At 68.2% G+C, this 20,830-nt stretch carries 26 protein-coding genes; 22 read left to right on the top strand and 4 right to left on the bottom strand.

Annotated elements, in window-relative coordinates; genetic code table 11:
- The first annotated feature begins 57 nt into the window (after positions 1–57).
- The 12 genes from FHR90_RS14075 to FHR90_RS14020 all read left to right on the top strand — a co-directional run bounded on the left by FHR90_RS14075 (position 58) and on the right by FHR90_RS14020 (position 8,792).
- Positions 58–426: a hypothetical protein gene (locus FHR90_RS14075; RefSeq protein WP_266152825.1), complete on the top strand. Its 369-nt coding sequence runs from the start codon at positions 58–60 to the stop codon at positions 424–426.
- The gene (locus FHR90_RS14070; RefSeq protein ID WP_176621601.1) at positions 426–728 is read left to right on the top strand and encodes a hypothetical protein; all 303 of its coding nucleotides are present in this window, start codon (positions 426–428) and stop codon (positions 726–728) included. The genes FHR90_RS14075 and FHR90_RS14070 overlap by 1 nt, the downstream gene beginning before the upstream one ends.
- A 340-nt stretch (positions 729–1,068) precedes the next feature.
- Positions 1,069–1,881, top strand: coding sequence for a hypothetical protein (locus FHR90_RS14065; protein ID WP_176621600.1), 813 nt, complete (start codon positions 1,069–1,071; stop codon positions 1,879–1,881).
- 25 nt (positions 1,882–1,906) lie between these two features.
- Complete coding sequence (locus tag FHR90_RS14060; protein ID WP_176621599.1) at positions 1,907–2,629, top strand: hypothetical protein; 723 nt, start codon at positions 1,907–1,909, stop codon at positions 2,627–2,629.
- Positions 2,626–2,799: a hypothetical protein gene (locus tag FHR90_RS14055; protein ID WP_176621598.1), complete on the top strand. Its 174-nt coding sequence runs from the start codon at positions 2,626–2,628 to the stop codon at positions 2,797–2,799. Before FHR90_RS14060 ends, FHR90_RS14055 begins: the two co-directional genes overlap by 4 nt.
- Complete coding sequence (locus FHR90_RS14050; protein WP_176621597.1) at positions 2,796–3,827, top strand: hypothetical protein; 1,032 nt, start codon at positions 2,796–2,798, stop codon at positions 3,825–3,827. The genes FHR90_RS14055 and FHR90_RS14050 overlap by 4 nt, the downstream gene beginning before the upstream one ends.
- 5 nt (positions 3,828–3,832) lie before the next feature.
- Positions 3,833–4,369, top strand: a complete 537-nt coding sequence (locus tag FHR90_RS14045; RefSeq protein ID WP_176621596.1) for a phage baseplate assembly protein V — start codon at positions 3,833–3,835, stop codon at positions 4,367–4,369.
- Between the two features lie 2 nt (positions 4,370–4,371).
- Complete coding sequence (locus tag FHR90_RS14040; protein ID WP_176621595.1) at positions 4,372–4,743, top strand: hypothetical protein; 372 nt, start codon at positions 4,372–4,374, stop codon at positions 4,741–4,743.
- Positions 4,740–5,840: a baseplate J/gp47 family protein gene (locus FHR90_RS14035; protein WP_176621594.1), complete on the top strand. Its 1,101-nt coding sequence runs from the start codon at positions 4,740–4,742 to the stop codon at positions 5,838–5,840. Before FHR90_RS14040 ends, FHR90_RS14035 begins: the two co-directional genes overlap by 4 nt.
- 3 nt (positions 5,841–5,843) lie before the next feature.
- Entirely contained in the window at positions 5,844–7,124 is a 1,281-nt protein-coding gene (locus tag FHR90_RS14030; RefSeq protein ID WP_176621593.1) for a phage head spike fiber domain-containing protein, read from the top strand.
- Positions 7,125–7,134: 10 nt separating this feature from the next.
- Positions 7,135–8,487, top strand: a complete 1,353-nt coding sequence (locus FHR90_RS14025; RefSeq protein WP_176621592.1) for a tail fiber domain-containing protein — start codon at positions 7,135–7,137, stop codon at positions 8,485–8,487.
- Positions 8,484–8,792, top strand: coding sequence for a hypothetical protein (locus tag FHR90_RS14020; protein WP_176621591.1), 309 nt, complete (start codon positions 8,484–8,486; stop codon positions 8,790–8,792). The genes FHR90_RS14025 and FHR90_RS14020 overlap by 4 nt, the downstream gene beginning before the upstream one ends.
- On the opposite strand, the gene FHR90_RS14015 is transcribed toward FHR90_RS14020, so the two are convergent.
- The 3 genes from FHR90_RS14015 to FHR90_RS14005 are packed head-to-tail and all read right to left on the bottom strand — an operon-like array spanning position 8,728 to position 11,136.
- Positions 8,728–9,474: a hypothetical protein gene (locus FHR90_RS14015; RefSeq protein ID WP_176621590.1), complete on the bottom strand. Its 747-nt coding sequence runs from the start codon at positions 9,472–9,474 to the stop codon at positions 8,728–8,730. The genes FHR90_RS14020 and FHR90_RS14015 overlap by 65 nt on opposite strands.
- A 58-nt stretch (positions 9,475–9,532) precedes the next feature.
- Positions 9,533–10,306 (bottom strand): GDSL-type esterase/lipase family protein, encoded by a 774-nt coding sequence (locus FHR90_RS14010; protein ID WP_176621589.1) that lies wholly within the window; start codon positions 10,304–10,306, stop codon positions 9,533–9,535.
- Positions 10,291–11,136: an undecaprenyl-diphosphate phosphatase gene (locus tag FHR90_RS14005; RefSeq protein ID WP_176621588.1), complete on the bottom strand. Its 846-nt coding sequence runs from the start codon at positions 11,134–11,136 to the stop codon at positions 10,291–10,293. The genes FHR90_RS14010 and FHR90_RS14005 overlap by 16 nt, the downstream gene beginning before the upstream one ends.
- A gap of 143 nt (positions 11,137–11,279) precedes the next feature.
- On the opposite strand from FHR90_RS14005, the gene FHR90_RS14000 reads away from it, so the two are divergent.
- Entirely contained in the window at positions 11,280–11,723 is a 444-nt protein-coding gene (locus FHR90_RS14000) for an MlaD family protein (protein WP_176621587.1), read from the top strand.
- A 12-nt stretch (positions 11,724–11,735) separates the two neighbouring features.
- On the opposite strand, the gene FHR90_RS13995 is transcribed toward FHR90_RS14000, so the two are convergent.
- Positions 11,736–12,299 carry a DedA family protein gene (locus FHR90_RS13995; RefSeq protein WP_183275434.1) on the bottom strand — a complete coding sequence of 188 codons (564 nt, stop codon included), beginning with the start codon at positions 12,297–12,299 and terminating at the stop codon, positions 11,736–11,738.
- A gap of 98 nt (positions 12,300–12,397) precedes the next feature.
- On the opposite strand from FHR90_RS13995, the gene FHR90_RS13990 reads away from it, so the two are divergent.
- The 9 genes from FHR90_RS13990 to FHR90_RS17810 all read left to right on the top strand — a co-directional run bounded on the left by FHR90_RS13990 (position 12,398) and on the right by FHR90_RS17810 (position 20,572).
- A complete protein-coding gene (locus FHR90_RS13990; RefSeq protein WP_183275433.1) occupies positions 12,398–13,384 on the top strand; it encodes a lytic murein transglycosylase in 987 nt (328 codons plus the stop codon).
- Positions 13,385–13,391: 7 nt separating this feature from the next.
- The gene (locus FHR90_RS13985; RefSeq protein WP_176625916.1) at positions 13,392–14,255 is read left to right on the top strand and encodes an SPOR domain-containing protein; all 864 of its coding nucleotides are present in this window, start codon (positions 13,392–13,394) and stop codon (positions 14,253–14,255) included.
- Between the two features lie 8 nt (positions 14,256–14,263).
- On the top strand, positions 14,264–15,532 hold the full coding sequence (locus FHR90_RS13980) for a D-alanyl-D-alanine carboxypeptidase family protein (RefSeq protein ID WP_266152824.1): 1,269 nt from the start codon (positions 14,264–14,266) through the stop codon (positions 15,530–15,532).
- Complete coding sequence (gene tmk, locus FHR90_RS13975; protein ID WP_183275436.1) at positions 15,529–16,161, top strand: dTMP kinase; 633 nt, start codon at positions 15,529–15,531, stop codon at positions 16,159–16,161. The genes FHR90_RS13980 and tmk overlap by 4 nt, the downstream gene beginning before the upstream one ends.
- A 4-nt stretch (positions 16,162–16,165) precedes the next feature.
- Positions 16,166–17,131: a DNA polymerase III subunit delta' gene (locus tag FHR90_RS13970; RefSeq protein WP_246330287.1), complete on the top strand. Its 966-nt coding sequence runs from the start codon at positions 16,166–16,168 to the stop codon at positions 17,129–17,131.
- Between the two features lie 7 nt (positions 17,132–17,138).
- Complete coding sequence (gene metG, locus FHR90_RS13965) at positions 17,139–18,683, top strand: methionine--tRNA ligase (RefSeq protein ID WP_176624972.1); 1,545 nt, start codon at positions 17,139–17,141, stop codon at positions 18,681–18,683.
- 17 nt (positions 18,684–18,700) lie between these two features.
- A complete protein-coding gene (locus FHR90_RS13960) occupies positions 18,701–19,495 on the top strand; it encodes a TatD family hydrolase (RefSeq protein WP_176624974.1) in 795 nt (264 codons plus the stop codon).
- Positions 19,495–20,292 (top strand): MBL fold metallo-hydrolase, encoded by a 798-nt coding sequence (locus FHR90_RS13955; RefSeq protein WP_176624977.1) that lies wholly within the window; start codon positions 19,495–19,497, stop codon positions 20,290–20,292. Before FHR90_RS13960 ends, FHR90_RS13955 begins: the two co-directional genes overlap by 1 nt.
- Before the next feature lie 151 nt (positions 20,293–20,443).
- On the top strand, positions 20,444–20,572 hold the full coding sequence (locus FHR90_RS17810) for a type II toxin-antitoxin system CcdA family antitoxin (RefSeq protein ID WP_176624976.1): 129 nt from the start codon (positions 20,444–20,446) through the stop codon (positions 20,570–20,572).
- Positions 20,573–20,830 lie beyond the last annotated feature (258 nt).

Below are 20,830 nucleotides of genomic sequence, written 5' to 3'. Positions count from 1 at the left end.
ATGGTCAACGCATACACAATCGGGCGCAACTGCGAGGTCGTGCTCATCTGGAACGGCGTGCGCACCGACCTGCGCGACGTGACGGGCTTTCGCGCGCAGCAGGAAGTGCGCACGCAGAGGTCGGACCCGCTCAACAGCGCGCCGATGGAGTTCAACACACCGGCCGGCTGGCGCGGGCAGTTCCAGCTCGATCGCGGTTCCTCCGCGGTGGACGATCTCATCGTGCAGATCGAGTCCGATTTCTGGACCAAGGGATCGATCGGATCGGGGACGATCTATCAGTACGTAACCGAACCGGATGGCTCAACCAGCACCTACGAGTTTGTCGGCGTGTCGTTGACCCTGATCGATTCCGGTCATTATCACGCCGAGAACATCGTCAAGCAGGTGGTCGCGTTCTACGCCAGCCAGAGGAAGAAGCTCTGATGGCGGAGGTCGAGATCACGCTTGCCGACGGGCGCAGGCTGGGGGTACGCGAAGTGGACGCGGGCGACATGCTCGATGTCATCGAGGCAGCCGGACATGCGGCGGGCTCCGATCCGTGGATGCACTACGCGCTGACGATCTGCGCGGTACGGTCGATCGACGGCGTACCGGTGCGGCTGCCCGCAAGCAAGGACGCGATGCGCGACCTCGCGCGACGCCTCGGCGGTGATGCGCTCGATCGCGTAGCGGTCGAGCTGTCGCAGGCGGCACGTGACGAGGATCTGGCCGTCGTAAAAAACTGAGCCGGCACCCCGTTCTTCGCGAAACCCTCTATCTCGCCAAGAACGGGGTGCCGTGGATGGAAATCAACCGGATGAGTCGCGCCAGGCGCGCGGCATGCTGCGTGGCCCTCGGCGAGATCGAGGGCGGCCGATTCGACTGGAGTGCGCTGTCGTGGCTGACATGAGCGATGATCGCGCCAGACCCGGCCGTCGGGGCGGCCCGCGCGGAGTGCCCGACGCGGTGGCGTTCAGGATCGGTGCGCCCGGGCTTCGGCGTCTGCGGCAAGGCGCGGACGCGGCGCCACGTCCCGTCTGGGTGCGGCGGAGGATCCGCCTGGCCGGAAGACGCGGAGACGCGGAGATGACGACCGAGGCGGCGGCGGACTTGGACCGGCTGTTGGATTCCGGGGCGAAGCCGACGCAACAGGGGAGAAGTGCTGTGCGGTCGCAGGCTTGGGGTGGTTTGCCTTCGACGGCTGGCTTTGCAGCCTTCCGGCGCCGGGTGGGAGCGTCGATCGAGACGCGGTCGCAGCCGGTTTCTGGCAGGCTGGCGCTGCGCGCGCCGTCGCTGCGCATGCACATCGGCGCGAGGCAGACGCAGGGCCCGGCAGAGGTGGTCGGCGCCACGCCGAGAGCGGCAATGACGATGACTGGGTTCGCTCGGCCGCGGGCGGGCGGTGTCAAGCTGGCGGCGGCCGTCGGAGCGGGGCCACGGTCGTGGGGCGGCTGGAACGGCACGCAAGCTTCGGCCACGCGAATGTCGTCGGTGGCGATGCGAGCAGGCCTGTCCCGCCTGTCGTTCGTGGCGGGCAGTGATGCTGCGTCGCGGGCCATGCCGGGCAGCGCGTTCGGAGAGGCCGGTCGCATGATGCCGTTTGCCGGGCAGGGCGGGCTGGGGTTTGTGCCGCCCGTGACCGGACAGCCCGGCCTGATGGATCTGCGCCTGGCTGGTCCCGCAGGGCAGTCGCGCCGCGACGATGCTTCCGCCAATGCAACCGCGGGGAGTGGCAACGCGGGCATGACGCTGGTCGGCGAGCTCATCGTCGACGGGCGCCAACTCGGCACCGTGGTGGCGCGTGAGCAGACCCGGCAGGCGATGCTGCCATCGACCCGCGGCTCGGGCATCGATGTCGGCAGTATGCCGCTCTACCGCTCGAACTCACCTGCTTTCTGATCTTCAGCAAGAGGCATCCCGCAGCATGAGCGTCATTCCGATGTCGATCGGCACCGTCCGCCTGACGGGCGCCGGCGTGCCTGACGAGATCGTGCTGGGCGGCGACCAGCGCCTCGTCATCCACGAATTGCCGGGCGGCGGGCGCGCGGTCGACGTTCTGGGTGCGCAGGATCGCGCGATCGTCTGGACGGGCGTGTTCGTCGGCGAGGATGCGCTCCAGCGCGCGCTCGAACTCGATCAGTTGCGCCGTGACGGCGACAGCCAGACGCTGGCCTTCGAGACATTCCAGATCGATGTGATGATCGAGCGCTTCCGCTACGGCTATGCCCGGGGCGGCCATGCGATCGCCTATGAGATCCGCTGCCAGCCGCTGGACTGGGGGCCACCCGTTTCCGACCCGCTCGCTCTGGTGGGCGCCTCGCTGTCGCTGGCGTCGACGGTCCTGGCCGCGTCGGGCGAGCTGGCCAATCCGGAATTGGTGGCGCTGCCGGGGGTGATCGCCGCCGCCTCGTCGCGGCAGCTCGGGGCGAGCGACCTGCCGGCGCTTTCGCAGCTCGACGCTGGCCTGGCCGCGATCGGGACCTCCGGAGCGGCGGCGATCGCTTCCATCAGCGGTGGCTGGCCGATGACGGCGCCGGCAATCCATGCGGCCGTCTCCGGCTGCGGCCGCATGGCGTGCGGTGTCATTGCCGGAGGGCTGGTGGGCCAGGCTGGGCTTGTGCTGGGCGGTGCGGGATCGGCTGAATGACGGTCATCGAAGTGACATCGACGACACTCTTCCATCTTGCCGCACGCCTCTATGGCGATGCACGGCTGTGGCAGCGGATCGCGACGGCGAATGGGCTGAGCGACCCGATGGTCGAAGGGCTGACGCAGCTCGTCATTCCGACCGGCTCGGCCGGGAGCCAGGGGTCTTGAGCACGCTGTTGCGCAGCATCGCGATCCGGGCCGTACTGGGTGACGGATCGGTGCTGGCGCTCAGCGAGCTCGACTGGGACGTCTCGCGCTTCGCCCGCGCGGCGGCGTTCACCTTCAAGGCGCCGCTGGCGATCGCGGACGCTGCCGGCGTGATCGCGCTGTTCGGTGGCGGCGCACGCATCGCGCTGGAAATCCTTGCCGACAGCACTGGCTGGAGCCGCGTGTTGCTCGGGCGCGTCGACCGGATGCGATGGGATGCGGCCGGCGGCATGCTGATGTGCGAGGGGCGTGATCTCGGCGCCCTGCTGCTCGATTATCGTATTCCCGATGGTTATCTGAACCGAACCAGCAGCGAGATCGCGATCTCGGTGGCGAACGCCTGCGGGCTGGCCGCGCAGGTGATCCCGACCACGCGCATGGTGGGCCAGTTCTATCAGATCGAGCATCGGCGTTTGCCGCTGCTGACCTATTCGGCGCGCGCGACGGCCTGGGATCTGCTGAGCGAGCTGGCTTTGATGGAAGGCTGTCACGTCGGCTTGTCGGCCGACACGCTGGTGTTCGGCCCGCTTGCAGGCGCGGCTGGTGTATCGGCGATGTGGTCGTGTTCGCCAGGAGGCTGGACGACGCTGCTGGGACCGCCGGCCGAACAGATCCTGCTGAGCGCACTGCCGGAGATCGCCACCGACACCGCGGTTAGGGTGAGAAGCTGGAACAGCCGGCAACGCAGCCTGGTCGATACCGGCGCGGCGGGAGCGATGGGAGCCTATGACGTCATGAGGCCCAATCTGGCCGATGACGATGCGCAGGCCCTCGCACAGGCGCTGCTCGACCGCATCAGGCCGCGCTCCAGCAGCGTGCAGATCGTTCTGCCGGGCGAACTCGCGCTGTCGGCAGGCGACACGATCGGGTTGACCGGCACGCAGACCGCCTGGGACGGGCTCTACCGGCTCGACGAGATCGAGCGCTCGATCTCGGTCGCCGGCGGCTTCAGACAATACATGACCGCCAGCACGCTTGCGGAGGATTAGGAGCCATGCAGGAGTTTCTCGAACGAATGAAACTCGAGGCGATGATGGCCGACAGCCGCATCGGCCGGCTTCGGCATGCCATCGTCTCGGCTGTCGACGCAAAGACACATACGGTGAAGGTGACGATTCAGCCGGAGGGGATCGAAAGCGGCTGGATTCCGGACTCCGGCTTCGCCGCCGGCGGATTGAAGATCGCCTGTCCGTGCGAGGTCGACACCCAGGTGGTGATCGCGCCGATGGAGGGTGATGCGGAACATCCCGTCATCGTCGGTCGCCTGTTCGACGCGACCAAGACGCCACCGGTATCGCCGGCGAGCGGCGATGTGGTGCAGCCAGGAGAGATCGGCATCTTCGCCGACCAGGGTGTGTATCTGCATCTGTCGCGAAAAGGCATCGCGATCGGCGGTGACCTGCATGTCGCGGGCCGGATCACGGCGGATGGCGACATCAGCGCCGGCGGCGTGTCGCTCGAACAGCACCTCCACACCGGTGTCAAGGCCGGGTCGGATATGTCGGGCCAGCCGATCAAGTCACAGGGGTGACCATGGATCTCTCTCACGATATCGGCGGCGATCTCATGCTCGATGCCGGCAGCGGGCTGGCCACGGTCACTGCGGATGACTGGGTACGCCAACGTGTGCTGCGACGGCTGCTGACCAACCCGGGCGACTATATCTGGGATGTCGGTTACGGGGGTGGGCTGCGGAGCCAAATCGGCAACGTGGTCGCGGCCGGCCAGATCGCGGCGTCGATCCGCCGGCAGCTCCAGCTCGAGGCGGCCATCGCCACGAGTCCCGCGCCGCAGGTCAGCGTAAGCGATTCCGGCAACGGCACCATCGATACCACCATCACCTATGCGGACGCCGCCGACGGCACGACATCGCGCGTTGCACTCACCGTCGGCGGGTCTCCATGACAACCACTTTACAGAGCTTCGATGACATCGTGCAGGGCATGTGTGCTGGCTTGCAGGATGCAAGCGGGTCACTGATCGATGTCAGCAGCGGTTCGGTGGCGCGCGCCCTGCTGGAATCGGGTGCGTCGATTGCCCTTTGGGTGCAGTTTCTCAACATGCAGGTGCTGGCGTCGACGCGGCTCGCGACCAGCTCAGGCACCGATATCGACAGCTGGGTGGGCGATTTCGGTCTGACACGCCTGGCGGCGACCTCGGCGAGCGGGCAGGTGGTGATGAGTTCGCTCAACCCCGCCGGCAGCAGCGCGGTAATCCCCAACGGCGCGCAGGTCAGGACGGCCGATGGTTCGGTGAGTTTCGCGGTCGTCGGTGGGCCCTATACCCGGCCGGCCGGAACGGTCTCGGTGGCGGTCACGGTGAGGGCGCTGACGGCTGGAACTCTCGGCAATGTGGCGTCCGGGACAATTTCCCTGCAGGGCTCGTCCATCCCCGGGATCGACTTGGTCAGCAATCCGGTGGCGTTCACCAACGGTGCCGATCCGGAGACCGATGCGGCGCTGCGCGCCCGCTTCGTCGCCTACATCAACAGCCGCGCGCAGGCGACGGTGCTGGCGATCCGGACCGCGGTGCAGGCGGTGCAACTCGGGGTGAGCTGCGAGGTCATCGAGAATACCGCGCCCGACGGCACTGTCGTGCCCGGCTATTTCACCGTGGTGATGGACGATGGTAGCGGGGCGCCCCCTGCCGCGCTGCTCGATGCGGCGCAACAGGCCGTGGATGCGGTGCGTCCGATCGGCTCGCGGTTCAGTGTGATCGGACCGACGGTGATCGTCGCCAACATGCAGGTCGTGGTCGAAATCGATGCCCAGGCCGTGTTCGCCGATGTGGCGGCCGCGATCACGCTCGCGGTCGATGCATATGTGGGAGCGCTGCCGGTGGGGGCGCCGTTGCGCCTGACCCGGATCGTCGCCCTGGCCTATGCGGCAAGTGCTGCGGTGACCAATGTGGTGTCGGTGACGCTCGACGGCGGATCGTCCGATCTCGGCGGCACCCTGACGAGCGTGGTGCGCGCCGGTCAGATCTCGGTCGTGGGCGGCTGAGCGATGACCGCGGTCGATCCGACATTGCTGGGCCCGGTTGCGGGCCAGACGAGCAGCCAGATGCAGGCGCGCATGCGCGCAGTCCTGCCGTCGGGATGGTTCGCTGAGCGCGGCGCCGATCCGGTCTCGCCGACCCCGGTGCTCGACGCCGTTCTGGCGGGTCAGGCGACGGCCTGGGTCGCGATATTCGCCCAGTTGCAGGCGGTTTTCGCGCAGACTCGACTGGCCAGCGCGAGCGGCGGCCATCTGGAGATGATCAGCGCCGATTTCTTCGGTCCCGCTCTCGGACGCGGCGCGGGGGAGTCTGACGACGCCTATCGTGCCAGGATTCGGGCCGCGCTGCTGCCAACCCGCGCGACGCGCGATGCGCTGGCGCTGACACTTTCCACCCTGGCGCAGATTGACTGGCGGATCGTCGAGCCGAGCCGCACGGCCGATACCGGGGTGATCTCGAATGCAGCGGGTATGAACGCGGCCGGGGGCTACGGGATCGGACCGATGCGCTACGGATCGCGCAGTCTCGATTACGGCTTCCTGGTCGAGGGGTGGTCTGACAGTACGACGGCCACGGGCTTGCGGACCGATCGCTGGACTCCGGCCACCTTCATCGACGGATCCGGCAGCATGCACCTTGTCGGCCCGTTCAGCGTCCGGACGCAGTCGGGCGCGGTGCTGGCAGAGCCGGCGGGGTGGAACCTGATCGCCGACAGTCTCGGCTGGAATGATTTCCTGTATGGGTCGGGTCAGCCGGTCACGAGCACCCAGGCGCTCCTGAGCGGAAGCCAGGTGATGTCGTGCGCGGTGGCGGAAGGAGACACGGCCGGACCGTCGGTCAGCATTGCCGCAGGCAGCGCGGCCGCGGTGGCCAGCCTGTGGCTGCTGCTGCCTCAGGATCCGGGCTGCGTGTCGGCAGCACTCACCTGCGATGATTCGGGACAGAGCCTCTCGACCGCCGCTGACATGACGCGCCGCGGTGTGTGGCAGCGGATCAGCCTGCCGCTCCCCGGCCGAGCGGCCCCCCGGACCGTGCGGCTGCGGCTGATGCTGGTCGGACAGGGGACGACGATCCCGCCGGTGCTGACGCAATGCTGGCAGTTCGAACCCGGCACCGCGGTCACGAGCTTCATCCCGACACGATCGGGCCCCGCATTGCGGGCAGCAGACCACATCGGCACGGTTGCGCAACCGATGACCACGACACTTGGCATCGGCGCGATCTGCGCGACGGTCGCCAGCGCCATTCCGGCCGCGACGCGCTGCGGCGTGCGGCTGATCCAGTATTGAGGGACAGGTCATGGATCGACAGATCGTCTATGTCGGCAGCGTGCCGACCGACACCGATCAGCTCTTGCAGTCGCGCAACACGCTGGTGGGACTCGGATATCTCGCACAGGCGGTGTTCGGTAACGCGCACGCCTATGTCGACGGTCTGGCCTGCACGCCCGGCACGGGGCTGAACGTCCTGGTCGGCCCAGGCAGCCTGATGACACCATCGGTGGTCGATGCGGACTACTACGGCACCTTGCCGCCCTCGTCCGACCCGGTGGTCAAGCTCGCGATCAATACCACGGTGACGACACTGGCCGTGCCTGCCGCCGGTGCGACCTGGTGTGTCGCCGCGGCGTTTTCCGAACAGCAGGGTGGTGCGACGGTGCTGCCGTATTTCAATGCCACCAATCCGGGCCAGACGATGTTCGGCGTGGACGGGCAGGGGGGTGCGCAGGCGACCGTGCTGCAGGAGCGCGTCGCACTCTCCATGGTCAGCGGTACCGCGGCACCGGCCGGTGCGATCGCATTGTGGACGATCACCGTGCCGGCCGGCACGACCGCGATCGATGCGTCGATGATCCAGCCCGCACCGGGAGCGCCGTTCCTGTCGCTCAAGCTGCCGGCAGCGGCGCCGCTGGCCTCGCCGGTCTTCACCGGCACGCCGCAGGCGCCGACGCCGCCGCCCGGCGACCTCTCCGGCCGGCTGGCAACGACGCAGTTCCTGACCGGCTACGTCAATCGCACCGGCGACATCATGAGCGGCTCGCTCGGCGTACCTTTGGTCTACCAGATGGCCAACAATCTGGCGGTGCAGGACCCGGTGGCGAACGTGATCACCGGCTCGATCTACACGCCCGGGCATCTGACGATGTTCAATGTCGGCTCGAGCGTCGCCACGCTCGGGATCTCGCGGCAGTCCAATGGCAGCCCGATCGTGAGTTTCACCAGCTCGACCGACGAAGGCGCGACAGTGAATGTCGGCTCGATCTCGCTGGTGGTGACCAACGGGATCGCCAGTGGTGTGAATTACAATACGGCGTCGGATTACCGGCTCAAGGAGGATGTCGAGCCCCTGTGCGGTCTGGGCGCCCGGCAGCGGCTGGGACGATTGCGGCCGGTTTCCTATGTCTGGCGCGGATCGGTCGGCGAGGAGCGCACCGTGGGCTTCATCGCGCATGAGTTCGGCGCGGTCTATCCATCGGCGCTGGTCGGTGAGAAGGACGCGGTAGACGAGCGTGGCGCCGTCGTTCCGCAGATGATCGACCAGACCCGGGTGATCCCCGATCTCGTCGCCGCGCTCGGTGAGATGTCGCGACGCCTCGCCGCCCTCGAGGCGCGTCTCGGCGAGACCGGGCGCAGCGCCGGCACGCAGCCATGAGCCCGGCGGATGGATCGGCCTATCCGGATGCGCTGGACAGCCTGCATCCCTCCGATCCGCAATGGTGGTGGGCGAGCGTGATCGTGCCGATCGGTCTCGCGTTGCGCTGGCTGATCATGTTCGGCCGCGCCGAGCAGGCGGCACTGCTGCGCTCGCAGGGCACTCTGGTGGCGCAGCTTCTGGAAACCAATGCCACGCTGCGTCGGCGCACGCTGGAGCTGGAACACGAGGTCGAGGGCCTTAGGGTCCATCTCTGCCTGATGGAGGAAATGCCGGCAGGAACCGCGCGGCCGGGTCGCCCCTGAAGTCGGTACCGCCGGTGTGGGTGATGCGGCTGCGTCGGTCGAGCCAGATACGACCGCCAAGCGCGCGCCACAGGCGGCAGAAGTGGAAATCCTCGCTCAGATAGGTGCCGCTCTCCCGGTCGATCGAACAGTCGAACAGCGCATGGAACCGCGCCGAGGGCGACTGGTCATGCGCGTCGATGCGGCCATAGGCGAGGTCCGGATAGGCCTCGATCATCGACGCAATCACTTCGCGCGCGATCAGCATCAACCCGGTACCGGCATAGTCGGCGGTGATGAAATCGCCATCCGCTTCCGCATCGGCGGCGAACACCCCGACATAATCGAGAAGACCTGTCTCCGGCGGCTCGCCGGGCGATGAGCCCCGCTCCCAGCGATGGGTCTTGACCGGGTAGAGGCAGGCGACGATGGGCTTCGCTGCGTCGAGCAGCCGGATCGGCACCGATGGCTCGAAGGAGATGTCGGCATCGATGAACAGCAGATGCGTGGCGTTCGATTCCATGAAGCTGCGGACGAGGCTGTTGCGGCTCCGCGAGATCAGCGCGTCATGGGCGAGCATCGCCAGCGTGGTATCGATGCCGCAGCGCTCGGCCAGGTGTGTGAAGCCGATCACCGACTGCATGTAACCATGCCCGACCCAACCGCCATAGCAAGGTGTGGCAATGAAGATGTGAGGGCTCATGAGACGATCATGAGCCCCGCGGCTTAACGGCGGGTTAAGCCCGCAAAGCCCGCCGGACTCAGGGCGTGGCGAGCAGCCTGTCGATCAGCGGCGCGATCATTTCGGCCAGTTTCGCCTGGGTCTGCGCGGTGGGATGCAGCGGCGGGTCGGGCGGCGTGAGCTTCGGGTCGAGGAAGGCATCCGGGCGCACATGTCCCTCGCGGTCGGTGAACAACCCGGCCGCGTCGACCTGGTGCACCCAACCCAGCGAGCCGAGCCGCTGCGACATCAGACGATTGACCGCCTCGGTGTTGGCGCTGACCCAGGTCGAGCGGATCGACGGCAGGACATGAATCAGCACGACCTGCGCCTGCGGCTGCCGGGCATGGACGACGTCGAGCACCTTGACGATGCCATCGAACGTCTGCGCCGCATCGGTATGGATGTGGCCGAAATTGTTCGCGCCGATCAGCAGCACGATCACCTTCGGCCGGATGTGATCGAGTTCACCGTTCTCGATCCGCCAGAGCAGGTGGCAGGTGCTGTCGCCCTTGAAGCCGAGATTGATCGCGTGCAGCGGCGCGTAGAACTTTGCCCAGACAGACGCGAAGTCGCGCCACGGCTCGGGGCCGCCGCGCTCGAAATTCTGGGTGATCGAGTCGCCGAACCAGATGAGCCGAGGGTGACCGGCCTCGATCTCGGCCTGTTTCTGCTCGAAACGTGCCTTCCACCATGGCTCCGCCATCCGCGAGATCGCCGCGGTAGCGATGTTGGTGGCGGCCTGCGCCGGGGAGAGGGTGGCGGCGGCGAGCAGCGCGGCCGCGAGGAACGCGCGCCTCACAGGCTCAGCCATGCCAGGCTGAGCAGGCCGAAGCCGAGACAGTAGAAGCCGAAAGGCGCCATGGCCCAATCCTCGTGATTGCGGAAATAGCGCATCAGGATCGCCGTGCTGGCGAGTGCCGCCGCACCCGCGGCGATGCCGCCGGCAATGATCACGCCGACGGGCTGCGTCGACGCACCGGGCGGCAGGTGGCGCAACTTGAGCAACTGATGCGCGGTGGCAGCCAGGATCACGGGCTGCGCGATCAGGAACGAGAACCGCGCCGACGTCTCATGGCCGAGCCCCCGCCGCACGCCACCGATGATGGTCGCGCCCGAGCGGCTGATCCCCGGCAGGAAGGCGAGGCACTGCCACACTCCGATCACCACCGCATCGAAGACCGTCATCTCAGCCACGGACGCCAGCGCACGCGCCTCGTTGCGGCGCAGCCGGTCGGCGGCGAGCAGCAGGAGCCCGTTGAGCACCAGGAACCCAGCCGCCAGTCGTGGGGTGCCGAACAGGCGTCGCAGCGGGGCCTCGAGCGCCGCGCCCACGATCAGCGCCGGGATGGTCGCCACCACGATCAGCAGCAGGATGTGCCGCGACTGCGCGCGGTAGGCCTCGCCGTGACGGCCGAGCAGGCCGGAGAACAGCGCCACCCAGTCGCGCCGGAAGAAGAACAGCAGCGCGGCGGCGGTGGCGAAATGCAGGAACACCAGGAATGGCAGGAACCCAGCCGCACTCTGGTCGAGCGACCAGCCGAGCAGGGCAGGGACCACCACCGCATGTCCGAGGCTGCTGATCGGGAACAGTTCGGTCACGCCCTGGATCAAGGCGAGACAGACGGCTTGCAGATAGGTCATCGGGGCAGGGTCCGTCACTGGTCCGTGGTCTGGGGCGGGTTCGAGCCGAGCCCCCTGACTGACCGAACCCGCATCGCGCCGCAAGACCCTATCCGGCCCGCCGATCTGCTTGACCTGCACCAGTGCGCATGGAACATGCCCGCATGACACGCCATTCCAAGCTTGCGACACTGGCCAGCCTGCTGGTGCTGCTGGTGGCCGCGGTGTTTCTCAATTTCCTCCTGGTCACGCGTGGCAGCGAAAGCGGCGGCTACCGGCTGACGGCGGATTTCACCGCTGCGGACGGTATTTCCAGTGGCTCGAATGTCGTCCTGGCCGGGCTGCGCGTCGGCCGTGTCGCCTCGGTCACGCTGGATCCGAAGACTCTGTTCTCACATGTGGTGATGACGCTCGAGCCCGATATCCACCTGCCGGTCGACAGCAGCATCGCGGTCGGCAGCGCCGGGCTGACCAGCGGCAACCAGCTTGTCATCACCCCCGGCACGCAGGCCGCCCGGCTCGCCCCCGGTGCGGCGATCACCGACACGCACGACTACCGCAGCCTCGAAACGCAGATCGGCCAGTATATCTTCGGTGCCGGGCCCTGACGGCGGGGGAGATCAGTCCACCCCGCGGGCGCGGCCGAGCCAGCGCCCGATCAGGAAAATCGCCGCCACCAGCCCGAATGGCACCAGCCATTGCAGACGCCCGAGGACGCGCTCGATCCCCGGACCCAGCGCGACCGACAGATAGAACAGGCCCGTGGTCCAAACCGCCGTTGCCAGCGCCGACGCCAGCGCGAACCGCCCCAGCCCGAGATCGAGATAGCCGCACATCACGTAGGTCGGCAGCCGTGCGCCGGGAATGAAGCGGCTGATCGCCACGATCGGGATCACCCGGCCACCCGCCTCGTCGCGCAGCCGGGCGCGGCTGGTATCGGGCATCCACCGCCGCGCCCAGGGAACCTGGCGCCCCAGCCGGCCAAGTCCGTACAGCCCGACATCGCCCAGCACGACACCCACATAGAGCGCCGACAGCGCCAGCCGCCCCGACAGATGTCCCCCCGCCACCAGCAGCGCCGCCTCGACGGTTGCGGCATCCTCCAGCACAAAGGTCCCCAGGCACACGGCAAGCCACTGCCAGACCGGGTCGGCAAGCCAGGACAACGTCAACGGCAGGTGCATCTGCATCGGCGTCCTTCAACCACATTGCCGGCGAAGCTGCACATCCGCGCAGCGTGGGCCGGCTGACGCGCGACGCAAGCTGTGGCACACCTCATAGCATGACGACACGACGCACCCTGATATCCGGTGCGGCTTCGGCCGCGTTCCTGCCGGCCGTGGCCTCGGCCCGACCCGCCTCCCGTCGCGCCCCGGCGGGCGACTACCAGGGCTTCCTCGAGGGCGTCCGCGCCCAGGCCGCCCGCGCGGGCGTCTCGGACCGCATCCTCGCCGCCGCGCTGGACCTGTCGCAGCCGAACGCCCGCGTGCTGGAACTCGACCATCACCAGCCGGAATTCACCATGACCTGGGCGCAGTATCGCGCCCGCATCATCTCGCAGCAGAAGATGACCGCGGGGCGGCAGGCCTATGGCGCGCATCTCGACCTGCTGACCTCGGTCTGGCAGCGCTACCGGGTCGACCCGCGCATCGTCGCCGGCATCTGGGGTCTCGAATCGAACTACGGCAGCCGCATCGGCACCTTCCAGATCACCGACGCACTGGCCACGCTGGCCTATGAGGGCCGACGGGCCAGCTTCTTCCGCAACGAGCTGATCGCCGCGCTGAAGATCCTCCAGGCCGGCGACATCACACCGGCCGCGATGGTCGGCTCCTACGCCGGCGCAATGGGCCAGCCACAATTCATGCCGACTTCCTACCTGCGCTATGCGGTCGATTTCGACGGCGATGGCAAGCGCGACATCTGGCACAACCTGCCGGACGTGTTCGGCTCGGTTGCGAACTACCTCGCCGAGTCCGGCTGGACCCCCGGCGAGCCCTGGGGACAGGAAGTGCGCCTCGTCGGACCCGCCCCGGCGCAGACGGGCCGCGACGTGGTGCGCAGTCTCGGCGCCTGGGAGCAGCTTGGCGTGCGCCGCGCCGACGGCCAGCGCTTCTCGCGCCAGGACGTGCGTGGCGCGCTGCTGATGCCCGACGGGCCGGGGGGCGATGCCTTCCTCGTCTATCACAACTTCAACACCGTCCGTCGGTACAACGCCTCCGACTATTACGCGCTCGGCGTCGGCCTGCTCGGCAGCAGCTTTGCCTGAGTCCGTGATGACGCGCGGCCTGTTGCTGGCGGCCCTCTGCGGTCTCACCGCCTGCCAGCGTCACGCGCCGGAGACGGCGACGGCCGATCGCGTCCATTATCTCGTCGGCGACGCCTGGCATGCAGGGGCGAACTGGTTCTACCCGCGCGAGACGTTCGACCTGCACGCCACCTGTGTCGCCACCGTCGGCCGTTTTCACGACGGGCAGGTGCTTGCCGATGGCGTGGTCTTCCACACCGGCCTGCTGACCGGCGGCCACCAGACGCTTCAGCTGCCCTCGGTGGTGCAGGTGACCAACCTGCTCAACGGTCGACGCATCACCCTGCGCCTGGACGATCGCGGCCCGGCGGACCCGGCGCGCGGGCTGGAACTCTCGCCCGAAGCGGCCCGCCTCCTTGGCGCCTCCGGCCCGACTCCTGTGGCGATCGACGAGGATTCCGGGTGGAGCCAGGCCCTGGCCCGGCGCCTCGGCGGCGGCGACGGAACGCTTGCCGCCGCACCGGTCGGCGTGGTCAGCGTCGAGTCGCTGCCACCGCCAGGTAGCGCACTACCTACAGCCGTCACCGAAGCCGCCACCGCGGCACGACCTGACGACTCCGCAACCGCCTATCCCGACCGGCCGCCACCGGGCCCGGTCCAGATGCCGGTCGGCCCTGTTGCCTATGTGATCGATGGCGGTTCGTTCAGCGACCGACGCTATGCGGTGAACTTCGCACAGCGCATCGGCGGCCGCTTCACCGGTTCGGGCGGACGCCGGCCGAGCTTTGAGGTCATCGCCGGCCCGTACGCGCGGCTCGACGAGGCCGAGGCGGCGCTGGACCTCGCACGGCGGGTCGGGCTAACCGGTGCCAGACTTACCGTCGAACAGTAGGAACCGACGTGGCCACCAGACGCACGCTCATCGCGACCACCGCCGGCCTCTGGGCGGCATCCGCCCTGACCGGCTCCGCTTTCGCCCGCCCCAGACATGTCGGTGCTCACGCCAAGGCCACGGCCAAGGCGGCCAAGTCCGGCGGTGACGATGACGACGCCGATTCGGGCCCCGACGCGCAGGCGGCAGGCGGCGCTCCGGCGCAGACCCCGATCGGGCCGCTCGACGTGAATGCGAAATGGGCGATCATCACCGATTACAATACCGGCGGGGTCCTGCTCTCCAAGGACGCCGATGCGCGCATCCCGCCCTCGTCGCTGACCAAGCTGATGACCGCCTATCTGACCTTCGCCATGCTGCATCAGGGCCGGCTCAGGCTCGACCAGGGCCTGCCGGTCAGCGAGAAGGCCTGGCGGATGCAGGGGTCGAAGATGTTCGTCCCGCTCGGCGAGCAGGTGCCGGTCGAGCAGCTCATCCAGGGCATGGTGATCCAGTCCGGCAACGATGCCTGCATCGTGCTCGCCGAGGGCATCGCCGGTTCGGAGGACCAGTTTGTCGCGCTGATGAACGACGAGGCCCGCAAGATGGGCCTGAGCAACACGAACTTCCGCAACTGCACCGGCTGGCCAGACCCGCAGCACTACATGTCGGTGCGCGACATCGCGACCCTGGCCCGCCACATCATCGGCGACTACCCGGAATATTACCACTTCTTCAGCGAAAGATCGTTCAAGTTCAACAACATCGACCAGGGCAACCGCAACGTGCTGGTCGACAAGGGGCTGGCTGACGGCCTCAAGACCGGCCACACCGAGGCGGGCGGGTTCGGCCTGTGCGCCAGTTCCGACCATGGCGGCCACCGGGTGATCGTCGTGCTCAACGGCATGCCGAGCTCGAAGGTGCGCGTGCAGGAGGGCGAGCGGCTGATGGAGTGGGCGTTCGCCAACTTCGAGCTCGCCACCGTGCTCAAGGCCGGCACCGTGGTCGAGGAAGCCCCCGTCTGGCTCGGTACCGACAAGACCGTCGGGCTGACGGTAGCCAGCGACCTGGTGATGACGCTGCCCACCGGCTGGCGCAGCCGGCTGCATGCCCATGCGACTTACGACGCACCGGTTCCGGCCCCCATCCGCCGTGGCCAGCCGATCGGTCAGCTCGTGCTCAGCGGGGACGGCTTCGCGGGCGCGACCGTGCCGCTGGTCGCCGGCAACTCGGTGGAGCGCCTTGCCCTGCCGGCACGGGCGATGGCGGCCCTCGGCCATCTGGTGGGCGCCTCCTGAGCCTGTTCATCACGTTCGAGGGCGGCGAGGCGGCCGGCAAGTCGACCCAGATCCGCCTGCTGCGCGCCGCTCTCGAACGGCGCGGCCTCGACTGCATCGCCACACGTGAACCCGGCGGCTCGCCGGCGGCGGAGGCGATGCGCGCGGTGCTGCTTGACCCGGACCTGCCACTCGCGCCGGAGGCCGAACTGCTGCTCGTGTTCGCCGCCCGCGCCGATCATCTTGCCGCTACCGTGCTGCCGGCACTCGATCGCGGCGTGATAGTGCTGTGCGACCGCTTCGCCGATTCCACACTCGCCTACCAGGGCTTCGGAGTGCAGGCGGATGCGCGGACCCGCACGCTGATCGACGAGCTGACCGCCCGGCTGCCGCGGCAGCCCGATCTCACCTTCGTCCTCAACGTCTCGCCCGGCACCGCCGCCGAACGACTGCGTCATCGCGGCGGGACAACCGATCGCTACGAAACCCGCGACGCGGCGTTCCATGCCAGGGTCCGCGCCGGATTCCTCGCCATCGCCGCCGCCCATCCGGCGCGCTGTGTCCGCATTGACGCCGACGCGCCGGCCGAGGCGGTGCATGACGCGATCCTTTCTGTCGTCTCGACGCGCACCGGCCACAAGCGGGGCTGAGCGGATGCTGCCACCACGCGCCAATCCGATCCTGCTCGGCCAGGACGCTGCGCGCGACATGCTGCGTGCCGGCCTGCGCGGGGCACGTCCCCACCACGCCTGGCTGCTGACCGGCCCGCGCGGCATCGGCAAGGCCACGCTCGCCTATCACGCCGCCCGCTGGCTGCTGGGCGGCTTCGCCCCGGCCACCGAGGATCCGTCGGGTACGCTGTTCCGTCAGGTCGCCGCGGGCGGCCATCCCGACCTGCGGGTGCTGGAGCGCAGCCTCGACGAGAAAAAGCAGCGCCTGCGCGGCGAGATCGGCATCGACGAGGTTCGCGACGCGACCGGCTTCCTGCGCCGCACGGCCTCTGTCGATGGCTGGCGGGTCATGCTCATCGACGGGGTAGAATATCTCAACCGCAACGCCGCCAATGCCCTGCTCAAGACGCTCGAGGAGCCGCCGCCGCGCGCGATCATCCTGCTGGTCTGCCAGGCCCCGCAACGGCTGCTGCCGACCATCCGTAGCCGCTGCCGCAGCCTTGCGGTGCCGCCGCTCGAAGGGGCGGTCGTGACCCGGCTGCTGGCCGAGGCGCACGCGGAACTCGACGCGTCCGCGAGAACCGAGATCGCGCGGCTCGCCGCAGGCTCGATCGGGGCGGCGCTCGTCTACGCCGCCGAGTGGCTCAGCGGGGCGATCGCGCAGATCGACGCCGTGATCGCGCGTGCCGAGCCGGCCGCACTGCGCAGCCTGCCCGATCTCGCATCGCGCAGCGACGGCGCCTACGAGGCGTTGTTCGACATCGGCGAGAAGCGGCTGGTGGAGCGGGTGCGGGCAGCGGTCGGCGGGGCAGGGGATGGCGGTGACGCCATCGCCTTGTGCATCGACAATCTCTCCCGGCTGCGCGACATACGCACCGACACCGAACGCTACAATCTCGACCGGCGGCAGGCGATCGCGTCTGCCATCGGCCTGTTGGCAGACCGCTGAACGGACCATGACCGACCAGACCTTCATGATCACCACGCCGATCTATTACGTGAATGGCGACCCGCATATCGGGCACGCCTACACGTCGATCGCCGCTGACGTGATCGCGCGCTTCCGCCGCCTCGACGGTGCGGACGTGTTCTTCCTCACCGGCACCGACGAGCATGGGCAGAAGGTCGAACAGGCCGCCGAGGCCGCCGGCCTGTCGCCCAAGGCGTTCGCCGACGAGGTCTCGGCGAGATTCCGCGCCATGGCCGACCGGCTGGGCATTTCCTACGACCGCTTCATCCGCACCACCGACCCCGACCACTACGCCGCGGTCGCCGCACTCTGGTCGCGGCTCGAAGCCGCCGGCGCGATCTATCTTGGCGCCTATGAGGGTTGGTACGCAGTCCGCGACGAGGCCTTCTATGGCGAGGATGAACTGCGCACCGATGCGAGCGGCCGGCGCATCGCGCCCAGCGGCGCGCCGGTGGAATGGGTACGCGAGCCGTCCTGGTTCTTCCGGCTGTCCGACTGGCAGGATCGTCTGCTCGCCCTCTACGAGGAGCGGCCGGACTTCCTTGGCCCCTCGCGCAGCCGCAACGAGATCACCTCCTTCGTCCGCTCCGGACTGAAGGACCTCTCCATCAGCCGCACCTCGTTCGCCTGGGGCATCCCGGTGCCGGGCGATCCGTCGCATGTGGTCTATGTCTGGCTGGACGCGCTGGTGAACTACATCAGCGCGCTCGGCTTCCCCGACGAGAACAATCCGCTGTGGCGGTTCTGGCCGGCCGACATCCATCTGGTCGGCAAGGAGATCGCCCGCTTCCACGCCGTCTACTGGCCGGCCTTCCTGATGGCCGCCGGGATCGAGGTGCCACGCCGGATCTACTCGCATGGCTGGTGGACCAACGAGGGCGAGAAGATGAGCAAGTCGCTCGGCAACGCCATCGACATCAACGCGCTCACCGACGAGTTCGGCGTCGACGCCGTGCGGTTCTTCCTGTTGCGCGAGGTGCCCTTCGGCAATGACGGCGATTTCTCCCGTGCCTCGCTGATCTCCCGGCTCAACACCGAGCTCGCCAACGATCTCGGCAATCTCGCCCAGCGCACGCTGAGCCAGATCGCGCGCAACTGCGACGGCCGCCTGCCGGCGCGCGGCGAGGCGACCGAGGACGATTCCCTCCTCCTCGCCAGCGCCGACGCGCTGCCCGCGCTGGTCCGCGCCGCACTCGACCGTCTCGCGCTGCAGGAGGCACTGGAGGAGGTGTGGAAGGTGATCCGCGCCTCGAACGCCTATATCGATCGCCAGGCGCCCTGGGTCCTGAAGAAGACCGACATCGAGCGCATGGGCGCGGTGCTGCGTGTCCTGGTCTCGGTGCTGCGTCGGGTGGCGACCGTGCTGCAGCCTTACATGCCGGCCAGCATGGCGCGCCTGCTCGATCAGCTCGGCGTGCCGCCGGACGCCCGCAGGATCGCCGATCTCGGCTCGCCACTGCTCACTGGCACGCCGCTGCCGGCGCCGCAGGGCATCTTCCCGCGTCATGTCGCCGCAGATGCCGCCTCGTGAATGAAGCTGCCCGCGCCATGCTGATCGACAGCCACTGCCACCTCGATCATTTCGACGCACCCGAGCGCTCGGCCCTGCTCACGCGCGCCTCCGAGGCCGGCGTGCAGGGTCTGGTGACGATCTCCACCCGGCTGCGCGACGCCGAGGCAATCTTCGCCCTGCGCGACAGCCGTGCCGAGAGCGGCGCGACCCCGCGCATCTGGTGTACCATCGGTACCCATCCCGACCATGTCGATGATGACGAACCGCTCGATGCTGCCGCGATCGCCACCCTGGCCGAGCGCCCCGGCGTGGTCGGCATCGGCGAATCCGGGCTCGACTATTTCCACGGCGCACCCGACATCCGCCCGCTCCAGCAGGAGCGTTTCCGCGCCCATATCGACGCCGCGCGGCGCTCCGGGCTGCCACTGGTGATCCATGCGCGCCACGCCGATGACGACATCGCCGCCATCCTGCGCGAGGAGACGCAGATCGGCCCGTTCGGCTTCGTGCTGCACTGTTTCAGCTCCGGTCGTGCGCTTGCGGAGACCGCGATCGCGCTCGGCGGCTATATCAGCCTCTCCGGCATCGTTACCTTCCCGAAATCCGACGATCTGCGCGCCATCGCCGCCGATATTCCGCTCGACCGTCTGCTGGTGGAGACGGATTCGCCCTATCTCGCCCCGGTGCCACGGCGCGGCAAGCGCAACGAGCCGGCTTTCGTCCGCCATACCGCCGAGCGCGTCGCCGAACTGCGCGGACTCGGGCTCGACGCGCTCGCGGCGCTCACCACCACCAATTTCCATCGCCTGTTCACCCGGGCGGAAGCGTGATCCGCGTCACCATCCTGGGCTGCGGCGGCTCGGCCGGCGTGCCGATGCTTGGCGGCGAGGACGGGTCCGGCCAATGGGGCGTGTGCAACCCCGACGAGCCGCGCAACCGCCGCTCGCGATCCTCGATCGTGCTCCAGACCGGCCCCGACGACGCCCCGCATCGGCTGCTCGTCGACACCCCGCCGGATCTGCGCAGCCAGTTGCTGGCAGCCCGGATCCCCCGCGTCGACACCATCCTCTATACCCATGCCCATGCCGACCATATCGGCGGACTGGACGAGGTGAGGGGGCTCAACCGCATCGTCGGCGGTCCGATCGAGGCCTGGGGCAACCGCGCAACGCTGACTGAACTCGGCCAGCGCTTCGAATATGCCTTCCGTCCCTGGGAGGGTGGCGGCATTTTCCGGCCGCTGCTGGTGCCGCGCGAACTCGAACCCTACGCCCGCAACGGTGTCGGCGGCCTGCCGCTCGATGTCTTCCCGCAAACTCACGGCCGCGGCGAGACCCTCGGATTCCGTCTCGGCGGTTTTGCCTATTCCACCGACGTCAACGCCCTCGAGGAACGCGCGCTCGACATGCTCGCCGGCCTCGATACCTGGCTGGTCGGCTGCTTCCAGCGCGACCCGCACCCGGCCCATGCCCACATCGCCCTGGTCGCCGACTGGTCCCGCCGCCTCGGCGTCCGCCGCACCGTCCTGACCCACATGGGCACCGACCTCGACTGGTGCTGGATGACGAACAACCTGCCACCGGGCCTTGAGCCAGCCTATGATGGACTGCGCCTGGACGTTGTCTAATCCGGCTGCCCTCGAATTGGCATAATATACATTATACGCATGTCGGATGTAAGCGCCGGACAGAAGTGCCCTCTTCGAGCATGAGCAGCAGGAAAGATTGTTCCATCAGGGCAAGAGAGCAATATGCGCATCAAATACGCATGAGGGTGCTGTGGGTCACAGCCGAACGGCTTCGAAGCGACCGACCAATATCACCCTGGACGAGGATCTTGTCCGGCAGGCCCGGCTGCTGACGTCGAACCTGAGCAACACGGTGGAGAATTTCTTCGGGAGTTCGTAACCCGTGAACATGGGCTCCGCGCCGCTCAGGATGCAGCGATGGCCCAGGTCATCGACGGCTTCAACTCCTACCATACCTAGCACGGGCTGCTGAGCGACGAGTTCTCGAATCTCTGAGTCATGGCGCAGTTTGACGTTCATCGGAACCCGGGGCGCCAGCGGGAGTGACGTGACCCCCGTTTTTCATCCAGCGGAAGCGAGAGTCCTGTCTTGATCTGAGCCATCGTTGATGGCGGGTGCAAGAGGCCGAAGCGCGGAG

This window comes from Endobacter medicaginis, assembly GCF_014192375.1.
In the GTDB taxonomy this organism is placed as follows: Bacteria; Pseudomonadota; Alphaproteobacteria; order Acetobacterales; family Acetobacteraceae; genus Endobacter; species Endobacter medicaginis.
This window is presented reverse-complemented; position numbering and strand designations above follow the sequence as displayed.